Here is a 19,770-nt window from a genome sequence, read left to right as displayed (position 1 = left end):
AACTGAGGCATGAAGATAGGTAATAGTGCCTTTAAATAAAGGTTTCGATCGAAGGGGATTGTGCCGCCATTCCGGTTATTTGAGACGATAAACCCGTGAAATGTTGGTCCTTTGTCCCGATCCCACGTTTATTTGGACTCATAAACCGGGCAAAAACGCTTCTGTGTCCCGATGAATTAAAATCCTTTCCGACTCTTTATCTTAAGCAGCCTTGCGACATTTTCCGCTGTTCTTTCGAGATTCCGTGGCCCATTGGTAAGGGCGTTTTCCAACGGAACCACGCCTTCTGTAATCCCAAAAATGGCATCGATTTTTTCATAGAGCGGTTCAATCCCATCGCCAATTTTTCCGGCAAAAGCAATCACTGGCTTGTTCCAGTTTTTAGCAAGCTCTGCGACACCATATGGCGTTTTCCCATAGCGGGTTTGAAAATCGATGCTTCCTTCCCCGGTCCAGACCATGTCCGCGTTTTTTATTTTTTCCTCAAGCCCGGTGTATTCGATCACAAGGCTAATGCCTGGCTTCAGGCTGGCATTTAGAAAGGCGATCAGGCCGGCTCCAAGCCCGCCAGCAGCGCCGGCGCCCGGGATATTGATGATATCGTGCCCAAGCTGGTTTTTTATGGCCTCAGCAAAATTCTTAAGGTTTTCGTCAAGCTTTTCAACCATTTTCGGGCTCGCGCCTTTTTGCGGCCCGAAAACATGGGATGCGCCCTCTGGACCGCAAAGGGGGTTGGAGACGTCGCAGGCAACCTCGACTTCAATGGATTTCAACCGTTGATCGAGCCCTGAAAGATCAATCCCGTGCAGCCTTCCAAGACTGCCTCCCCCTTTTGGAAGTTCAATCCCGTTTTCATCGAGGAACCGTCCGCCTAGCGCCTGGACCATACCGGCGCCGCCATCATTTGTGGCGCTTCCGCCAATCCCAATCAGCAGTTTTTTGATGCCGTGGTCGAGGCAGGCGCCAATCAACTGCCCTGTCCCAAAGGTTGTGGTTATAAGCGGATTGCGTTTCTCCCTCGGTACAAGATGGATTCCACTCGCGCTCGCCATTTCGATTGCAGCCGTTTCCCCATCCCCAAGGATTGCATATTCAGCTTCCACCTCTTCGCCAAGCGGGCCGCTTACCGTTTTTGTGAAAATCCGCCCGCCGGTCGCATCCGCAAGCGACCGCATTGTTCCTTCCCCGCCATCGGCCATCGGGACTTGGATGCAGCGGGCAGGGAAACCGGATTTATGGATTCCCAGTTCCATCGCCACGCACGCCTCCTTCGCCGTCATGCTTTCCTTGAAAGAGTCTGGTGCGAGCACTACAGTAAATTCCTTTTTCATGCTGACCCTCCGTACAATTTCGATAACTTCATCGTAACAATGTGGAAGGTTTACGTAAAGTTCCTTCAGGTGGCGTTCAACTGTTAAAAGCTATGGTTTACTTTCACAAAAACCAACGAACTTGCATTCAGAAAAAACAGCCCGGGCATCCCCGGGCTGCATCATCCATTCACCTTCAGCATAAATTCATGTACATCGCTTTCCGGTCCAGCAAAGGCAAGTTCTGTGTCAATAGCCTCAAAATGCTTTTTCGCGAATTTAATCTTCGCGAGTTCGTCTGGACGGAGGCCGGACTCGATGTTTGTGCCTTTCGTCTCGATGACAAAGTACAGCTTTTCCTCGCTGTCCTTTGTGATGACCGCGGCCCAGTCCGGGTTGTAATTGCCAACAGGCGTTTCAATTTTGAACCATCCAGGCAGCTTTACGTATACTTTGACATCGGGGTCATTCTCGAACCGTTCGGCAAACTTCGCCTCGATCGTATACGAATCGTACAGCACATAGTCGAACGGGGACTTCCTGCTCGGCAGTGCATTGTCATTCAAATAGGCGAGCAGCTCTTCATTATTGAAAAGTTCGACCGCGTAATAGGCGCCATCCCCAATCTTGTGGTACCGGACGCCATCCGCGAGCAGGAGCCTCATTTCCCGCTGAATAATTTTCGAGGACTCTTCAATGAATTTTTGCGGGTTGTTTTTAAAATCGTCTAGCCTGCCGCAAGCGGCCAGAATCCGTACTATCGTTTTCCTCGTCAAGTTCGTCCTGTTCTGCAGCTCGGTGATGATATCCGGAAGTACATGGCCCGAATCAACGTAGTCCTCGACGCGTTCGCTTGTCATCGCACCTTGAACGCCTGACAACCGGTCAATACCCGATATCCGGTCTTTCCGGGAGATGATCCGCACCCTGTCGATTTTCGGCATCGAGGAAATTCCCGCCACAGCCTTTTTAATCAGCTCTTCGCTGTCAAAGTCCACCGAGTAAACAGTCTTGTACTTTATTTTCTCCCACAGGTCAAGAAAATCGGCGGAATCGAGCACAGCCTTGTTTAGCTTTACCTTTCGTTTCTTCGTGGCATCCTTTATCGGAAGGCTGTTCACGATATGATTCATCTCCCTCATGATGGCCGATGTCCAAGGGCTAAATTCATCTGGAAGCGCAAGGCCGCCGTTTTCAAGGGCTTCCTTCAGGGATCCAGTCGCCTTGTCTTTCCTGTCAAGATACCCAGCAGCCTTCAGCCAATTGTACAGCTCCGCTGATTTATCATATCCAAGCGTTTGTAATTCATCGTTTTCCGGATTAAAATAGCCAAGCTTCGCGAACGTATGCTTTTCAATTTTCCCAAAAACAATCCCTGTTTGTTCTTCCGTTTCCTTTTGCAGGTTTGCGACAAACTCTTCATATGATTCATTGGCCATTACTGTAAGCGTGTTAATATTGTAATCCTCAACACGCTTTCCGGCCTGGTTGACGGCAAGCCGCAAACCGCGGCCGATTTCCTGGCGCCTGCTTATATACGTGCCCGCTGAATCCTTAAGCGTACAAATCTGGAATACATTCGGGTTGTCCCAGCCTTCCCGGAGTGCTGAGTGCGAGAAAATAAACCTTAGCGGCTCATCAAGGCTTAGAAGCCGTTCCTTCTCCTTCATAATCAGTGAATAGACGTCCGTATCGGCCGCTGTGTTTCCTTTCGTGTCCTTTAAAATGCCTTTTTTATCCTGTGCAAAATAACCGTTGTGGATCCGGTCAACTTGCCCAGCTTCTTCATCAATGTCTTCGAATAGCCCCCGGTATTTCGGCTTCCGGATAAGCTTGCTGTATTCTTCTTCAAAAATTTCCGCATACATACCGGGAACCGGGCGCCCGTTCCTGTCGTAATCGCGGTAGTTGGCGACCTTGTCGATGAAAAACAAACTCAGTACCTTGATGCCTTTTGGCTTCAACTGCAATTCCTTGTCGAGATGCTCTTCGATCGTTTTACGGATTTGATACCGTTTCAAATCATCTTGCACATGGCCCCCAATCGCCAGCCTGTTCCCGTTTACCTCGATTGACTCGCTGCCTTCCGTCCAATCGATTTGCTCCACGAACACATTGCGGTACAGCTCCCTCCCGCCTGAAACGTCGAACAGGTCATCGCCGTTTTTCACCATTTTGGCTGTACGCTTCACTTTTCCCCGTGTTTCCACATCGAGTTCAAGCTTCGCCTTGCCAGGCTTTACTTCAATAAGCTTCATGTACGGAAGGTTATGGTCCTCCTCGGAGCGGACCGACATGACCTCGATTTTCTTAACGAGTTTTTCATTATACGCATCCACCGCGTCGAGCCTGTATACCATATTGTATGTTTCTACATGCGTCGCCGAATAGCGAAGCGTGCAAAGCGGATGCAATGAGGAAATCGCTTCCTTTGACTTTGGCGTCGTATCAACGCTTTGCGGCTCATCGATGATGACGATCGGGTTCGTCTGCTGGATGAATTCGATTGGCCGGTAACCATTCATCCGGTCATTCGCCCGGTGGATCAGATTTGATTTATCCTCTTTATCCGGATCATCAAAGCTTTTCCGGAAGGCATCGATATTGATGATCATCACCTGGATTGCCGTCGCAGTTGCAAAATTGCGCACCTGGTCGAGTTTGTCGGAATCATACACGAAATACTCAAGCGGCGTCCGGTCGTAAAGCTCGGTAAAATGCTGTTTCGTCACTTCGAGCGATTTATGGACGCCCTCCCGGATGGCGACGGATGGAACGACGATGACAAACTTGGAAAAGCCGTATTTCCGGTTCAACTCATAAATCGTCCTAAGATACACGTACGTCTTTCCGGTCCCTGTTTCCATTTCGACGGTAAAATTCATACCATCAAGCGTTTCGCTTTTTGCAAGCCCGTTTTTGACCTGGATTTCCTGGACATTTCTCAAAACTTTAACCTCAGTCAATTCAAGCCTGTTCCCCACTCCTAGGTCGGTTTGGAGCATCCCGGCTTCTTCCCCATAGGAAACCGTGAAGTTCGACTGCTTCATCGGCTGGCCTTTAAAAATGCCCACAACTGAATCGATTGCCCTGCGCTGGTAGGGCAGGTCGGATATGAATTTCAATTTCATTGGCCTACACGCTCCTGACATCAAGGATCCCGTTTTTCTTAAGTGTCTGGATCGCGTTTGTTTTGACCGTATCGTCCGGAAAGCCGGATTCCTTGAAAATCACCTTTGTGTCGGCGGCGGCAGACTTTTGCTTCGCCAGCTCGTTTACAAGATCAAGGGTGATTTCATCTTCAAGGCAAAGGAGGACAGCCCCATTGGCAACCTTATAAATTGTCTTTCCGGTAATCCGGATTTCCTCTACCTTTTCTGTCAGCGGGATTCCAACTTTCAGGAGCATTTCCGCGAGAAGGTCCTCCTTCGTCCGGCCTTCCTTGATGCTGTTTTCAAGGTCGAACAGGCTTTGTTCAAGATTGTCGGTGTCCGGGTCCCACGCCTTGATGTTCGAGCTATCGAGCTTGTACACCTTGAATCCGGTATCTATATCTGCTCCGCTCGTGGTATCTATCTTTTCCCCGGCACGGCGGATACGCTCTTCCGCAATTTCGCAAATCGTTCCAAAGCCTTCCCTTGCAGCTTCCGAATCAGGGCTTGTCCGTTCCGGAAGCTGGACCATGATGAACTTCCGTCTGCTGCCGTAATCCCGGTTCACTTCCATGACCGCATGGGCAGTGGTGGCTGAACCTGAGAAGAAATCGAGGATGAGATCGTCCTCTCCAGACCCAATCAGGATGAAATCCTTAATGAGCTCGAGCGGCTTCGGGTTGTCGAACACCTTCCCGTTAAACAGGCTTTTCAGCTGGTTCGTCCCGTTCCCCGAGCTGTATTCAGGCTTGTAGAACAGCGACTTTGGTTTTTTGCCGCGAATGCCCTTGTCCTCTTCAAGGCGCTGCTTTTTGTAAAAAGAAATGCCGTTAGCCGTCTTTTTCACAATGATTTCGCTATATGTTTCAGCGAGTGTTTCCTTTGAGCGCCGCCACGACATTTCCTTGCCGTCGGCTGTTTTCGGATACACTTCGTAGTCGTCGGCATTCATCCGCTCAATCGAAATCCGCGAGAGGTCCTTCGTTACATAAATGGGATAATAACCTTTCGGTCGTTTTTCCCGGGCACCCGCCTCACCTGTACGCATCAGCGTCGCGCCCTGTTTGTAATTGCCCTTTTCATCTTTGAGGCTGTAATCGCCGATATCTTCCTCTGTCAACGGCAACTCGCCAACCGAATCCTCATTGGTAATGTTTTTCGCATAAACAAGAGTATATTCATGGGTTCCCGAGAAACCGTATTGGTCATTGTTCCCTTTCAGGTTCATGATGGTCGGGAGCTGGGCCACGAAATTAATCTCACCGAAAATCTCGTTGCAAATCGCGCGAAGGTTCGTCACTTCGTGGTCATCAATGGAAATGAAGATTACTCCGTCGTCAGAGAGCAAGTTCCTGGCAAGCTTCAGCCTCGGGTACATCATGTTCAGCCAATCGGTATGAAAACGCCCGCTCGTTTCGGCGTTCGCTTTTGTTGCCTGCCCCGTCACTTCCTTGTAGTTTTTGAGATTGTCGATAAAATTGTCCTTGTACACAAAATCGCGTCCCGTATTATACGGAGGGTCGATATAAATCATCTTCACCTTGCCGAAATACGCTTTTTGCAAAAGCTTCAGGACCTCCAGGTTATCTCCTTCAATGTAGAGGTTTTCAGTGGAATCCCAGTTTTTGCTTGAGCCTTTATCAGGGCGCAGTGTCCCTGTGGAAGGGGATTGGGCAATTTTTAATGCCTGGGCTTTCCCATTCCAGCTGAACTCGTAGCGCTCCTTGCCCGTTTCTACCGCCTCGTCAAGCAAAGCCCGCAATTTATCAAAATCAATTTTCCCTTCCGTTGCCGCTTCGGGAAAAAGCCGTTTCAATTCATCGATGTTTTGCTTCATTATATTTAATGAAGAACATTCTACTTTTTGCATCCAAAAAATCTCCTTATGATGAGAATCATTTAACAGGAAATCTATCCCTGTCCATAACCGTTTCATTTTTTAGTATAACAAACTCGCTTGATTGGATAAACGGTTCAGGCGCGGGGGGCTGGCGGGATTGGTAACTGCAAAGGTAAGTCTAGTTTGTTGACTTTGGCAAAAGCGTTGTTTAAGATATCTTTAGTTCAAGAGATACTTAAGGAGGTTACAGCATGTTTGATATCGCAATTATCGGAGCTGGTCCCGCTGGAGCAAGCGCAGCACTTTTCACCGCAAAAGCCGGCAAGAAGACAGTCGTCATTGACAATGACAAAGGAATGACAAAGCGTGCCTGGGTCGAGAACCATTATGGTGTTCCAGAAATATCCGGACCTGACCTAATCGAAACAGGTAAATCCCAAGCTAAGAAATTTGGCACGGAAGTACTTGAGGATGCCGCCACTAACGTTGAAAAAACTGAAAGCGGTTTTAAGATTGAAACCGAAAATAATGGTACAGTCGAGGCTAAGCACGTTATTTTTGCCACCGGCATTTCCGTGGACCTTGCCGAAAAGCTTGGCGTAAATACGAAGCCCGGTACGGAACCAAGGATCAAAACCGTTCTGGATGCCGACGCACAAGGACGGACGAATGTTGAGGGCGCGTGGGCAGCCGGAACATGCGCGGGCGTTAGCGTCCATACAATCATCACTGCCGGGGACGGCGCGAAGGTTGCCATCAACGTCATCAGCGAGCTGAATGGCGAACGCTATGTCGACCACGATGTTTTAAAGCCAAAGGAATAAGAATCCTTTGCCACATTCATTCTTTCAAATGAAAACGGCCAGGCATGCGCTTGGCCGTTTTTTCTCCTAGCAATTGCAAATCATCAGTACATTTCCATCAGGATCTTCAAAATTAAAATACGCAAACTCTCCAATCCGTTCAATCTCCCTGACAACCGGTATATTATTATCTTTTATAAACGCATACGCTTCATCGATATCCTTTACATAGAAATTGAACAAAACATGTTTGGATGGCCGCAATGTAAAACCTGGGTCAAACGTATGGTCATCGAGGGTTAAGCCTGTTTGGCCAGTTACAGGGATGTTGTATACCGGCGATTCGATTTCCTCAAGGTTGACAGGTAGGCCCAAAAGCCTACCATACCACGCCGCGGATATTTTCAAATCGCTGACATGGATGAATACATTGTTGATTTTGCTTGCAATTGGTGATGCTGTTTTTTCCATTCGAATTCCACCTTTGTCTTTTATCCACTATGTATTCTCCTTTTCCATTTTGAATACCTTTTAAAGTATAAAATTTCATGGCTATAATTCTCACTCATTATTCTTTTGTCTGTTAAAATAACTAAAAATACGTGAGGTGGATTGGATGAATTTTTTAATGAATGAAGCGATCGAGGTGCTCGAACGGACACCGCAGACGCTAGAATTTTTTTTAACAGGGCTATCAACCGGCTGGCTCGATTGCAACGAAGGCGATGGGACATGGAATCTTTCCGAGGTAATCGGGCATCTTATTGAAGCTGAAAAAACCAATTGGATTCCGAGGCTTGAATTTATTTTAAACGAAGGGGAAAGCCAACCCTTCCCCGCCTTCGACCGTTTTTCGCATCTAAATGAAGCGAGTGAAAAGCCATTCCATGAACTATTTGAGGAATTCAAGTCGATCCGGAAACAGAATATTGCCACACTTCGAAAACTAGTACAATCGGAAGCAGAACTTGAAGCAACGGGGTACCATCCTGCGTTTGGAACTGTAAAGGTCAGGGAGCTTGTCTCCACATGGGTTGTCCATGATTTGACGCACATCTCCCAAATCGCCCGGGTGATGGCAAAACGGTACAGTGAGGATGTTGGGCCTTGGAAGGAATACCTGGGTATTTTGAAAAGTGTTTAAGTTGCTCATAAAAAAGTTTGAAGTATCTTGATAAAGGGCTAGAGTCTTTCCGCCTAAAAAGGAATACACCTTTCTTGTTTAAAGGCACCTTTTTTAGTCAAGCAATCCAAGAGCATATTTTCCTAATCCACAAATAGGAACCCCGGCTGCATATAATGGGCACCAGGCTTTTCAACGGGGTAATACACATATTTTCAAAAAACTGAAATTACTCCCTCCCTTCCTCGTCTAATTTGTAAATCAAAGCAAAGGAGGCCGGACATGGAAAATGAAAACCTCATCCAGCAATGGTTCAATGATTATCACGATGATGTCTATAATTACCTCGTTTATTATTTTGGGACAAAAGACGTGGAGGATTTTGTCCAGGAAGCTTTTATAAAAGCCTATCAAAATATGAACAGGTTTGAAGGGCGCTCTAATCCGAAAACCTGGCTGATTACAATCGCGAGGAATGTGGCAATCGACCATATGCGAAAAAACCGGCTAAAACGGTTCCTCCCCGTCAGCCTGTTGAACCAGGCAGCCGCACCGGAGAAGAACCCTTTGGAACATGTCCTTGAGGACGAAACGAAGCGGGAGCTTTATGGATTGATTAAGCAACAGAAGCCTGCGTACCGGGATGTCCTTATCCTTCGCGGCATCATGCAGCTCACTCCGGAAGAAACAGCGGCGATCCTTGGATGGGAAAAAGCAAGGGTCAACCTTTCCTACCACCGGGCGATTGAAGGCCTGAGAAAACAGTCGAAAAATGAAAAAGGAGGTGCCCAAAATGCGGCCATTAACGAATGAAGAAATCCAGAAAGAACTTAACGCTTTCCCGCGCCTTGGCCTCAATCATGCAGCGAAGGAACGGATTGGCGTATCTCTGAATAGGGTTGATTCCCCCTTCGTGAAAAGGAAGAATTTTTTCCCAGCGGCCCTTAGCTTTGCGGTGCTTGCCTTTCTTTTTATCGGAATTTCCACCTTCGTGATAAACAGTATTTCCGATAACAGCCTCTTCTTCGGCCTGGGCTCAGCCACAGAGGAAAAGTTTTCGATCGACCCGATGGATAAATTTACAGTCGAGAAGATTTCCAGCGATGAAGCAGAGTTTTATGTGGATGGAATAAAAGCGGGCGGCATTGAAATTATGACGGAAGAGGAAATGCACAAGAATATTGCCAACCAAAATGTGTTTGAGCATACCATCCTCCCGGGCTATCAGTATCCTGTCAAGTTTACACTCGATCATCAGAAAACCATGGGAATAACTCAAATCCGCCACTACTTCTTCCTATCCGAAAAATCGAAGCTTCGCTACCATGTTTATTTCTACTGGGACCAAATTGATCATTCGGATGCTGAAAAAATCGTTAGGACGTTCAGGATCAATGAATAAACCTTCCATGCCGGCAGCAGCCGGCTTTTTTTGCGCCTTTTTATAAAAAGTGAAAATATGCTAAAATTTCCGCAATATTAGATTGTGAAATATTGAACAAAGTAGTATGCTATAGCCAAAGGGAGTGATACAAATGGTAAAAAAGGAAAAGATTGTTATCCTTGGTGGAGGGTACGCGGGTTTGCTAACGGCCGTCACTCTCCAGAAGAAAGTCCATACAAAGCGCGCGGAGATTACCCTCGTCAACAAAAATGACTACCATTATCTCACAACCAAAGTCCATGAGTCGGGTGCTGGGACCATCCCCGCAGAATCAATCGTTTTCCCGATAAAGGAACTCATCGATCCAGAGCGGGTACACTTTATTAAGGATGAAGTGATTGGCATCGACCTTGCTACTAAAACAGTCATACTAAAAAACAATCAACTGAATTATGATTACCTCGTCATCACGATTGGCGGAGTCCCGCAAACATTCGGGCTTCCCGGAGTGAATGAGCACGCCTTCTTCCTCTTTGATTGGGAAGGAACGAACAGGCTCCGCGGGCACATCGAGGAACAGTTTGAAAAATATCTTCAGGATAGAGATCAAAAGAGGCTTCGGTTTGTGATTGGCGGCGCCGGGTTTTCCGGTATGGAATTCATTTATGAACTTACTGAAAAATTGCCTGAACTATGCGATAAATACGGTATCGGCCAGGATCTCGCCAAGGTAATCTGCGTTGAAGCCCATGATGAATTTCTGAAAGGCTATGATTCTTGCATGGTAAAGGATGCGAAAAAGGCCTCCGAGAAGATCCCGGCGGAGTTCAGGACTGGAACGACAATCGCCTCCTGCACCGAAACGGAAGTCCGTTTTACGGATGGTTCATCAATTGAAACGAATACATTCGTCTGGGCGGGCGGTGTCAAGGGCAATCCGCTTCTTGATAGCCAAGGCTTCAAGACCTGCAGTGACGGTCGCGTGATTGTGAATGAATACTGCGAGGTGCCAGGCTACCGCGATGTGTATGTGCTTGGGGACGCTTCAGCCAGCTTCTCCCCCGAAGGCGTTCCCTACCCGCAAACGGCGCAAATCGCCCTGCAGCAGGGACAATATTGCGGGTATAATCTCTCAGCGAAAATTTACGGTGTTCCGGCGAAACCCTTCAAGTATACTCACCGCGGTACCGTGATGAGCATGGGCCATCATAACGCAACCGGTGTCGTTTACGGAAAGGCGATCCACGGGCGCTTCGCCTCTTTTATGAAATGGGTAATTGAAAAAAGGTATTTCTTTATGCTCGGAGGCCCCCGCCTGCTCCTCAAAGAAATCAGGAAATAAAGGAAACGAATGAAGTTGCCGTCCGCTCTAGCGGGCGGTTTTTGTTTGTAATAAGAAATCACCGGATGCGGCTCCTGCTTCAAAGGAAGTGGATTACCTTAATATGCCCCCTGCCGCTCATTATTAAATTATTATGTTAGTACGGGGTTTACCCTAAAAGTCTAGTAGACCTGTCCTATTTCACCCTTTTTATTTTTATTGTGTGGTAAAATTGAAGATTTTTATCTATTTTTATAGGAAGGGAAGTTTTTTACCAGGAGGCTGTTAAATGGAAAAGGAATCGATTTTAATCGTTGAGGACGAAGAAAAGATTGCCCGGGTTTTGGAACTCGAACTTGAATTTGAAGGGTATTCCGTAAAGAAAGCCGCGGATGGGATCGAGGCCCTTGAAGCATACCGGACGGGCAATTGGGATTTGGTTTTACTGGATGTTATGCTGCCTGGCATGAGCGGGGTCGACCTGCTAAGGCGGATAAGGGCGAACGACCCTGTTACAAAGGTTATTATGCTGACAGCGAAAGGCGAGGTAGAGGATAAGGTGGCCGGCCTCGATCTGGGGGCAAATGATTATATAACGAAGCCCTTCCAAATTGATGAACTGCTGGCAAGAATCCGGGCTGCACTGAGGTTTAAAACCATCCTGCCATCCAATGAGGATAAAAACGAGCTGGCCTTTGGAGGGCTGACTCTTAACATGATTACTCGGGATGTAAACCGTTCAGGTACTTCGATTAATTTGACGCCAAGGGAATATGATTTGCTTGTCTACCTGCTAACCAACCGAAGGCAGGTACTGACAAGGGACCAAATTCTTGAAAAGGTTTGGGGCTATGACTTTGCCGGCGATACAAATGTCGTCGATGTGTATATCCGCTATTTGCGAAAAAAAATAGACCTTTCCGGCCTCCCTCCCCTTATCCATACCGTACGGGGCGTCGGGTATGTGCTGCGGGAGGCCCAATGAAACTCCGGTCAAAAATAAACCTGTACACAACCGCACTATTCGCACTTGTGCTAATCATTGTCAATGGTTTCATATACATCACGTTCAGCAAACTGACTTATGGAAGCCATATGGAAACTGCCGAGGCCGAAATGAAAAAAGTCTCCGCGGTCGTGGCCCAGTCGCTAGGGAACATACCCGAAGCTGTTCTGTTGCGTGCCTACGTGCCTGTTAACGGAATGATTCAGCTGGTCAGCACCGAAGGGAAAGGATTGGCGACAACCACTTCCCAATCAGAGAAAAAGCTGGCCGAACGGACGCCCCACTATTTCGCTGGGGAAACGAGCAAACGAATTGAGTACCTTGGCCGGGATTACTCATTCCAGTCGATGCCTATTATTCTTCCTAGCGGAAACGTCGCAAATCTTCAGATAACCACAACCTTGGAACCTGCTGCAAAAATCGTCCAAACACTCGGTGTTGTGCTCCTGTTTGCTACATTAGCCGCTTTGATTCCCGTGCTGGCATCAAGTGCATTACTCGGAAAAATCATCATCGGCCCTGTTACCTCCATGATTACGACAATGTCTGACATCCGGCGAAGCGGCCAGTTTAAACAAATCGCGCTTGAAGGTAAATCGAAGGATGAGCTATACCAAATGGGCGAAACATTCAACCATATGATCGAGCTGCTTGAATCAAATTTTGACAAGCAAAAGCAGTTCATTTCAAATGCTTCCCACGAGCTGAAAACCCCAATTACGATCATTGATAGTTATTCCTCATTATTGAAACGGCGAGGCATGCAGAATCCGAAAATTTTCGAGGAATCGGTTGAAGCAATCCATTCGGAAGCCATCAGAATGAAGGAGTTGACTGAGCAGCTATTGCTTCTGGCAAAGCATAATGAACAGTGGAACCTCCGAATCGAACCTGTTAATTTGATTTCGCTTGTTATTTCTTCTACAAAAGCGTTTGAAAATGCGTTCAACTCTGAAGTGATTCTGGAGCACTCCGGAGAACCCCTCATCGCCAAGACAGATGAACTGAAACTGAAACAGCTGCTGTTTATTTTTCTCGACAATGCCCGGAAATACAGTGACGCACCGATAACAATCACAGTTGGCAACGATGGCCGGGAAGCGGTAATCACAATTGCCGATAAGGGAATCGGAATAGATGAGGACGAATTGCCAAAGGTTTTTGATCGTTTCTACCGTGTGGACAAAGCAAGAAGCAGAAAAAACGGCGGTTCGGGCCTTGGCCTTTCCCTGGCAAAAGAAATCGCCGACGCCCTCGGAATCCGGCTGCGGCTTGAAAGTAAGGTAGGAAGTGGAACGAGTGTAAGCCTTTATTTTAAAAAATGAGGCCGTTCTCAGTAAATTTTAATGTTTGCAATGCAAACTGGTTGTAGTATGCAGCTGTGGTAATCTGAAAAAAGGCGGTGAGATGTATAAGTGGGAAAGAAATGGGGATTTATCACTTTATTTAGTTCGCTTCTCATCCTATCAGCACTGGTTGGCTGGCTCCTGCTTAAGCCAGAAGATTCCTCAGCCGAAGCGATTTCGAAACAAGAAGCAAAAAAGCTTGTTGAAAACCGCTACGGCGGGAACGTAACTTTATTGCAAGCCGAAGAACAACTATATTACGTAAGGCTAGACATCAAAAACCAATCCTACTGGGTAAAGATTGATTCGAAAACAGGAAAAATATTATCTATTGAACGGATTGGTACGATAAATGAAGAAGATCCGCCTCCCTCCCTTTCAGAAGACGAGATTAAGAAATTAATCCTCTCAAAAGCTGCCGGGGAACTAATCTCTTTTAATAAAACGGAAAGCGGTGGAAGGCCGGTTTTCGTTGGAGTTGTCAGGGATACAGACGAGAATAAAACAACTGTCACAGTCGATGTGGAAACCGGTAACGTTGTTTCTGAAAAAACAACCCCAGCCAATCCACCAAAGAGGGTTACAGAGAACGAGGCGATTGCGGCTGCCCAAAAAGAAGTAAATGGCGAGATTGATGATGTAGACATTGAGACAGAGAGTGGCCAGACGTTCTATCTCATTGAAATAAAGACGCCAGACGATAATGAAGCGACCGTCCAAATCCACGCCATAACTGGAGAGGTCATGGCCGTGACGTGGGACGATTAATAACCGCGTAATCCAGTGGAACAAATTGCCGACTTTCTCATGAATTTCTAATCTATTTATCCCGTTTTTCTCATTTTCGCACGATATAGTGAAAGCAGAATAACGAATGGGAGTGAAAAAATATGAGAAACAAATTATTGGCTGCAGGCATCGTATTTGGGCTGATCGCCGGAGGAACTTTCGCGGTTGGAGCGGTAGGAAAAGATGATTCCGGCCGTGAAGTGGAATTTGAGTATGAGCAGGAATCCGAACATGGGGTGGAATTTGAGCTCGAGCGGGAATCCGAACATGGGGTGGAATTTGAGCTCGAGCGGGAATCAGAACATGGGGTGGCTTTGGTTAAAACAAAAGGAACTGATGATAAAAAGGCCATTGAAACTGCCGCTTCAATTTCATTTGAAAAAGCAGCAAAAATAGCAAAAACCGCTGCAAAAGGTAAAATTACAAAGGCTGAAGCTGAAATGGAACACGGCCGCATCGAGTATGAGTTCGAACTTAAAGATGGGAAAAGAGAAACGGAAGTAAAGATTGATGGAACAACCGGAAAAATCCTCGAAATTGAAATCGAGGACGAACGGGATGACGATAAGACTGACGATTATTAAGAATTAATAAAAAGGCAGAGTCCGTAAAACGCGGATTCTGCCTTTCGAGTTAAAGCTGCATCGAGATATATTTTATCTCGAGGAATTCGTCCATACCGTGATGGCTGCCTTCCCTGCCAAGCCCACTTTCCTTCATGCCTCCGAATGGGGCCTGGGCCGTTGCCGGAAGCGCATCATTCACGCCGACAATGCCATATTCAAGATTTTCAGAATAATAGAAGGCTTTTTGGAGCGACTGTGTAAAGACATACGCCGCGAGCCCGTAGCGGGTATTATTGGCTCTCCGGATGGCTTCTGCATCATCAGAAAACGTGCTGACCGGGGCAACTGGGCCGAATGTCTCCTCCAGCATACAGAGCATGTCGTCCGTCGCACCTGACAAGATGACCGGCTCGATGAAGAAGCCCTCTAATCCATCGGCTTTAGCGCCTTTGATGGCTTCGGCCCCTTTGCTAATGGCATCATCGATTTGCTTCTTCACCTTCTCGATTGCCGCTTCATTGATGAGTGGGCCGATGTCCGTCGATTGCTCAAGCCCGTTACCGACACGCAGCGAATTTAGTGCCGACTTGAACGCGTCGATGAAGGGTTCCTTTATTTTTTCGTGGACATAGATCCTGTTCGCGCACACGCATGTTTGGCCTGCGTTCCGGAACTTAGATTGCATGACCCCGTTTACTGCCGCGTTAATATCGGCGTCCTCGGCAATGATGAACGGCGCGAGCCCGCCAAGCTCCAGGGATACCTTTTTGACAGTTTTAGCCGCTTTTTCCATCAGGAGCTTCCCTACCTTGGTTGAGCCGGTGAATGTTATTTTTTTGACGCGGCTGTCCTCGAGCCACACGTCCGAAACAGCCGTTGCATCATTTGTCGTGACCACATTGAGGACTCCTGCAGGCATGCCTGCTTCATGAGCGCATTCAGCCAAGAGCAGTGCGGTCAATGGAGTCGCCGGCGCAGGCTTGATGACGACCGTACAGCCCGCGGCAAGGGCAGGTGCGACTTTCCTCGTAATCATGGCTGCCGGAAAGTTCCATGGCGTAATCGCCGCTACGACACCCACGGGCTGTTTTTGGACAAGAAGCCGTTTTGAACTTGACGAGGCAGGGATGGTCTCGCCATAAACCCTCTTCGCTTCCTCGGCAAACCACTTGATGAACGAGTTCGCATAAGTAATTTCGCCGCGCGCTTCCGTGAGCGGTTTCCCCTGTTCAAGCGTAATCATCCTTGCCAGTTCTTCCGTTCTTTCCGAAATCACCTGGAACCATTTTTCTAGGAGGGCCGAGCGTTCATAAGCGGTTTTTTTCGACCATGCAAAAAAAGCTTCATGCGCGGCATCCACAGCCACCTCGGCTTCCCTTGCCCCTCCATCCGGCACATACCCGATCGTCTCGAGCGTCGCCGGATTATCAACTTCAAATGAATCGTTGGCGTGAATTTCCTCACCGTTAATATACATGCCTTTTTTTAAAATTGCTCCACTCATCCCTTTGCTCCTCCTTATCGGAAATTTTCAGATCAGCCCAAAACCAAGGTGCCCTAAGCAAAATCAACTTCCTTTTTAACGTGCAGCTTAGTACTTCCAAAATTAAAACGGCAAGTCAGCCGCTTCCGAACAGGAGGATTTCCCTTATATCCTCTTCGGTGAGCGTAGCCTTGGAAGGAGCGGCCGTTCCGATTATGCCATCAACAAGATCCCGTTTCCTTTCCTGCAAATCGTGGATTTTTTCCTCGATCGTCCCTTTGGCCACCAGCTTAATAACATGGACGGGATTTTTCTGCCCCATTCTGTGCGCCCGGTCCGCCGCCTGTTCCTCGACTGCGGGATTCCACCAAAGATCGTACAAAATGACCGTATCGGCCCCGGGTAGGTTAAGCCCGGTTCCGCCTGCTTTAAGGGAAATCAGGAAGAAATCGCGTTCACCCATATTGAAACGGCTGCAAGTATCGACGCGTTCCTCGGATGGGGTTTGCCCATCGAGATAAAAATAAGGAATACCCAGGTTTGCAAACTCCCTCCCAATTAGTTCAAGCATTTTAGTAAACTGGGAAAAAATCAGGACACGCCGGCCAGCAAGCCTCGATTCATCGACAATTTGCATGAGCTGTTCGAACTTCGCGGAACCATCCTTGTAGCCGTCCACAAACAGGGCGGGATGGCAGCAGATTTGCCGCAGTCTCGTCAGCCCCGCAAGGATCCGGATCCTGTTTTTCCGGATTGTTTCCTTATCTAAATGCCTGAAGGTCTTTACCCTGAGCTTCGCCAAATACGCCGCATACAGCTTTTTCTGCTCAGCGAGGAGTTCGGACGAGTCGGTTGTCTCGATTTTTTCCGGCAGCTCCAAAAGGACGTCTTTTTTGAGCCTTCGAAGCATGAAAGGCCTGGCTCTGCGGGCGATTTGCTTTCTTGTCAAATGGCTGTACTCGCGGAGGCCCTGGAATAATTCAGGGAAAACCACATGGAAAATCGACCATAGTTCCTCGATCGAATTTTCAATCGGGGTCCCCGTCAGGGCAAACCGGTGGGCCGCGCGGATTTTTTTCACAGCACGCGCTGTTTGGGTTACAGGGTTCTTAAACGCCTGGGCTTCATCAAAGATAACGCAATGGAACTCTTTGCGCTCATATGTGCCGATATCCTTCCGGAGCAAAGGATACGAAGTAATGACGACGTCAACACCATCTAGGTCGCGCGCCAGGCTTGCCCTATCCGCCACCCCGCCGTCGGCTACAACAGCATTCACTTCCGGTGCGAATCTGGAAAATTCGTTCAGCCAGTTATAGGTTACCGATGATGGGCACACAATGAGCGCCGGCATCTTCTGCTCCCTTATTTTCGGAAGCTCCGACAGGATGAACGCGATGCTTTGCAGTGTTTTTCCAAGGCCCATATCATCTGCAAGGATACCGCCAAAACCATGGCTGGCGAGGGTTTTCATCCATTGATAGCCTTGTTTCTGGTAGCCGCGCAAAACAGGCTCCAGCAGCTCGGGTACAGGAAAGTCCTTTTCCCCCGGGTTCCGGATTTCTTCAAGGAAGGAGCGGAACGATTCCTCAAATGAAAATGCCGTCCCTTCCCCCGCCGTATCGAGGAGACGTAACCCCTGGATGATCGGGACATTCAAAGTCGATTCAAAATCCTCTTTCTGGATAGGCGCCGCCTTCAGGAACCGTTGGATTTCTTCGTACTCCCTGTCCTCAAGTGAAAGAAGAGAGCCATTCCGAAGGCGGTAATACTTCCGTTTTTCTTCAAGCGCGGACAGGACATCCCGTATTTCTTGATCCGCTATTCCGGCAAGCTTGAATGTAAATTCCAGCCAGTTGGTACGTTCCTTCTTAACCTTTACGCTGATTTTCGGAGGGGAAGGGCTTTTGAAAATCCGGTTCCTAACCGCCGTTGTCGCAAAAATCTGGACATGTTTTTCAAGCATCGGGACTATGTGGTATAAAAATTCATACTCTAGCTCTTCATTGTGCAGGAAATAGCCGCCTTCCGTTTTTGCAAACGAACCCTTTTCCATCAATTCAAGGATGAGGTTTTCTTTTTCAGTATTACGGTGGATTCCCAGGTTATGGGCGGAAGAGCCTGTTTCTAAAGGATTAAGGATGTGATCACCATAATGGAACTCGAGTCCTGCTAATAGGCGGTTCTTTACCCTGTCCAAATAAAGCTTCGCAACAAGTGGCGGAAAGGCATGTTTTCTTGCGACCGTCCCGGAAACCTGGATGCTTCCGAGCTTCCTTAACCCCGGAACTACCTTTTCAAGAAAAAAAGCTTCCTGTCCGGAAGGGATGGGAAATTCCTTTGTCCCTTCCCCTTTGAAAAGCCGCTTTAGTTCAGCGAGGCGGGCACAGTCTTCTTCCGCCAGCTGGACAAGTTTACCGTCCGCCAATGCAATGCGGTATGGTTCCATTAGTACTATTTTTCCGAGCCCTTCAACCACAAGCTTATGTATCCCGGTTTCTTCCTTCATCTCAATCTGCAAAGGGAGTGGACCGTCCGACAACTGCATGCTGGGATATTCATGGCCGCCATAGGAAAGTTTTACCCGGGGCGCCGCGGCAAGCAATGGCAAAAGCTGATTCCAAGATGCAGGAGGGATTGGAAGAAGCTCCGGTTCAGCCTGCCCGCCCGCAAATTCGCTCTCTGAAAATGTTCCCTTCACTATTTTTTCGTCCTCCATAATCCGGATTAATTGATGGAGGACGGAATCTGTTTCGCCCTCGAAGCAATGGAGCTGCGGATCATAAAGGACGGATGTGTCGGGAGCTCCTTTTTCAACGTTTTCAAGGAACCCGCGGATATTGCCGATGGCGGTAGAATTTACATATAACTCGATCCCAAGCATTTCCTGTCCATTTTTTAAGACAGTGGGCCTGCAAATGAAGCCTGTATGCAGGACGCTCCGTGTTTCAAAATGGAGCCTTTGGCCGGAAGGGAGCTTGGTCCGGTTGGCAAAAAGGGCGGCGAGCGGCCCGTTATCCAAAACCGGCGGGGAGTGTTCACCAAGATGCGGAGTTTTCCCATCCCCTAATATGGCAAGCAGGACCGCGGCAATGTGCTGGCAATCTTTGTTGACCGATGCTAGGGAAGGGCAAGTACATGCCGTTATGAACCCCCCTCGGCCGTCGGCTTCCACAGTCACGTTGAAATCCTCAGCGCCTTTTACGATGGCAGTCCATTCTCCCTCTCCGGCGGAATGCAATTTCACCTTATTCCCGCGGTAATAAGCCTCACCTCTTTTAAAGGAAGCCGGGCCGCAGCGATTTTTTATCATAGTTTGATTCAGCTTTAGTTTCAATGGATAACCCGTTCCTTCCATGGGAAAAACGTTTTTAGAAATGTTTTTTTATGTGTAATTCGAATCTTACCTCATTATAGCCCTCATTCCGGGCGAGTTTCCAGAGTGAAGCAAAATGAAGGAGAGGGCCTTTCATGCTTCATTGCTTCACTTTTGATGAATAAGGCCATTTTCAAAAAAAGAAAAACCCCGCCTGGGACGAAGTTATAAAAGGCCTATAATAGTCGTTGTTACGGAAGAATCGGTTTTTCAAACATTGGAGGCTGCCCTCCAAGGGTTTTCGATGGTTTCCTCCGGATTATCCCTTCGT

Annotated in this window: 15 protein-coding genes; 9 read left to right on the top strand and 6 right to left on the bottom strand. The window is 47.8% G+C overall.

All coding sequences use genetic code 11. The features are described 5' to 3' along the window. Positions 1-176 precede the first annotated feature (176 nt). From V1499_RS08060 to V1499_RS08050, 3 genes are all read right to left on the bottom strand, one after another. A complete protein-coding gene (locus V1499_RS08060) occupies positions 177-1,331 on the bottom strand; it encodes a glycerate kinase (RefSeq protein WP_409275276.1) in 1,155 nt (384 codons plus the stop codon). Positions 1,332-1,492: 161 nt separating this feature from the next. Next, a complete protein-coding gene (locus V1499_RS08055; protein ID WP_409275274.1) occupies positions 1,493-4,441 on the bottom strand; it encodes a type III restriction-modification system endonuclease in 2,949 nt (982 codons plus the stop codon). 4 nt (positions 4,442-4,445) lie between these two features. Beyond that, positions 4,446-6,332, bottom strand: a complete 1,887-nt coding sequence (locus tag V1499_RS08050) for a site-specific DNA-methyltransferase (protein WP_409275273.1) — start codon at positions 6,330-6,332, stop codon at positions 4,446-4,448. A 221-nt stretch (positions 6,333-6,553) separates the two neighbouring features. On the opposite strand from V1499_RS08050, the gene V1499_RS08045 reads away from it, so the two are divergent. Beyond that, complete coding sequence (locus V1499_RS08045) at positions 6,554-7,126, top strand: FAD-dependent oxidoreductase (protein ID WP_409275271.1); 573 nt, start codon at positions 6,554-6,556, stop codon at positions 7,124-7,126. 66 nt (positions 7,127-7,192) lie between these two features. Here the strand turns inward: V1499_RS08045 and V1499_RS08040 are convergent, their stop codons facing one another. Next, a complete protein-coding gene (locus V1499_RS08040; protein WP_409275269.1) occupies positions 7,193-7,576 on the bottom strand; it encodes a VOC family protein in 384 nt (127 codons plus the stop codon). Positions 7,577-7,721: 145 nt separating this feature from the next. Here V1499_RS08040 and V1499_RS08035 point away from each other — a divergent pair, with 145 nt between their 5' ends. From V1499_RS08035 to V1499_RS08000, 8 genes are all read left to right on the top strand, one after another. Then, positions 7,722-8,249 (top strand): DinB family protein, encoded by a 528-nt coding sequence (locus tag V1499_RS08035; RefSeq protein WP_409275267.1) that lies wholly within the window; start codon positions 7,722-7,724, stop codon positions 8,247-8,249. A gap of 261 nt (positions 8,250-8,510) precedes the next feature. Continuing rightward, entirely contained in the window at positions 8,511-9,041 is a 531-nt protein-coding gene (locus V1499_RS08030) for an RNA polymerase sigma factor (protein ID WP_409275265.1), read from the top strand. Next, positions 9,022-9,630, top strand: a complete 609-nt coding sequence (locus V1499_RS08025; RefSeq protein WP_409275264.1) for a hypothetical protein — start codon at positions 9,022-9,024, stop codon at positions 9,628-9,630. The genes V1499_RS08030 and V1499_RS08025 overlap by 20 nt, the downstream gene beginning before the upstream one ends. 133 nt (positions 9,631-9,763) lie before the next feature. Then, positions 9,764-10,954: an NAD(P)/FAD-dependent oxidoreductase gene (locus V1499_RS08020; protein ID WP_409275262.1), complete on the top strand. Its 1,191-nt coding sequence runs from the start codon at positions 9,764-9,766 to the stop codon at positions 10,952-10,954. A 268-nt stretch (positions 10,955-11,222) separates the two neighbouring features. Beyond that, entirely contained in the window at positions 11,223-11,918 is a 696-nt protein-coding gene (locus V1499_RS08015; protein WP_409275260.1) for a response regulator transcription factor, read from the top strand. Continuing rightward, entirely contained in the window at positions 11,915-13,264 is a 1,350-nt protein-coding gene (locus tag V1499_RS08010; protein WP_409275259.1) for a sensor histidine kinase, read from the top strand. Before V1499_RS08015 ends, V1499_RS08010 begins: the two co-directional genes overlap by 4 nt. Positions 13,265-13,354: 90 nt before the next feature. After that, positions 13,355-14,053 (top strand): PepSY domain-containing protein, encoded by a 699-nt coding sequence (locus tag V1499_RS08005; RefSeq protein WP_409275257.1) that lies wholly within the window; start codon positions 13,355-13,357, stop codon positions 14,051-14,053. Positions 14,054-14,175: 122 nt separating this feature from the next. After that, on the top strand, positions 14,176-14,658 hold the full coding sequence (locus V1499_RS08000; RefSeq protein WP_409275256.1) for a PepSY domain-containing protein: 483 nt from the start codon (positions 14,176-14,178) through the stop codon (positions 14,656-14,658). Positions 14,659-14,707: 49 nt separating this feature from the next. Here V1499_RS08000 and V1499_RS07995 read toward each other — a convergent pair whose 3' ends face one another. Continuing rightward, positions 14,708-16,144 (bottom strand): NAD-dependent succinate-semialdehyde dehydrogenase, encoded by a 1,437-nt coding sequence (locus V1499_RS07995; protein WP_409275255.1) that lies wholly within the window; start codon positions 16,142-16,144, stop codon positions 14,708-14,710. 115 nt (positions 16,145-16,259) lie between these two features. Next, positions 16,260-19,436 carry an SNF2 helicase associated domain-containing protein gene (locus tag V1499_RS07990; protein WP_409275253.1) on the bottom strand — a complete coding sequence of 1,059 codons (3,177 nt, stop codon included), beginning with the start codon at positions 19,434-19,436 and terminating at the stop codon, positions 16,260-16,262. Positions 19,437-19,770: the final 334 nt, after the last annotated feature.

This window comes from Neobacillus oceani, from assembly GCF_046237595.1.
In the GTDB taxonomy this organism is placed as follows: Bacteria; Bacillota; Bacilli; order Bacillales; family Cytobacillaceae; genus Bacillus_D; species Bacillus_D oceani.
Note: the sequence above shows the minus strand (reverse complement) of the source record. Positions and strands in the feature narration are given on the sequence as shown.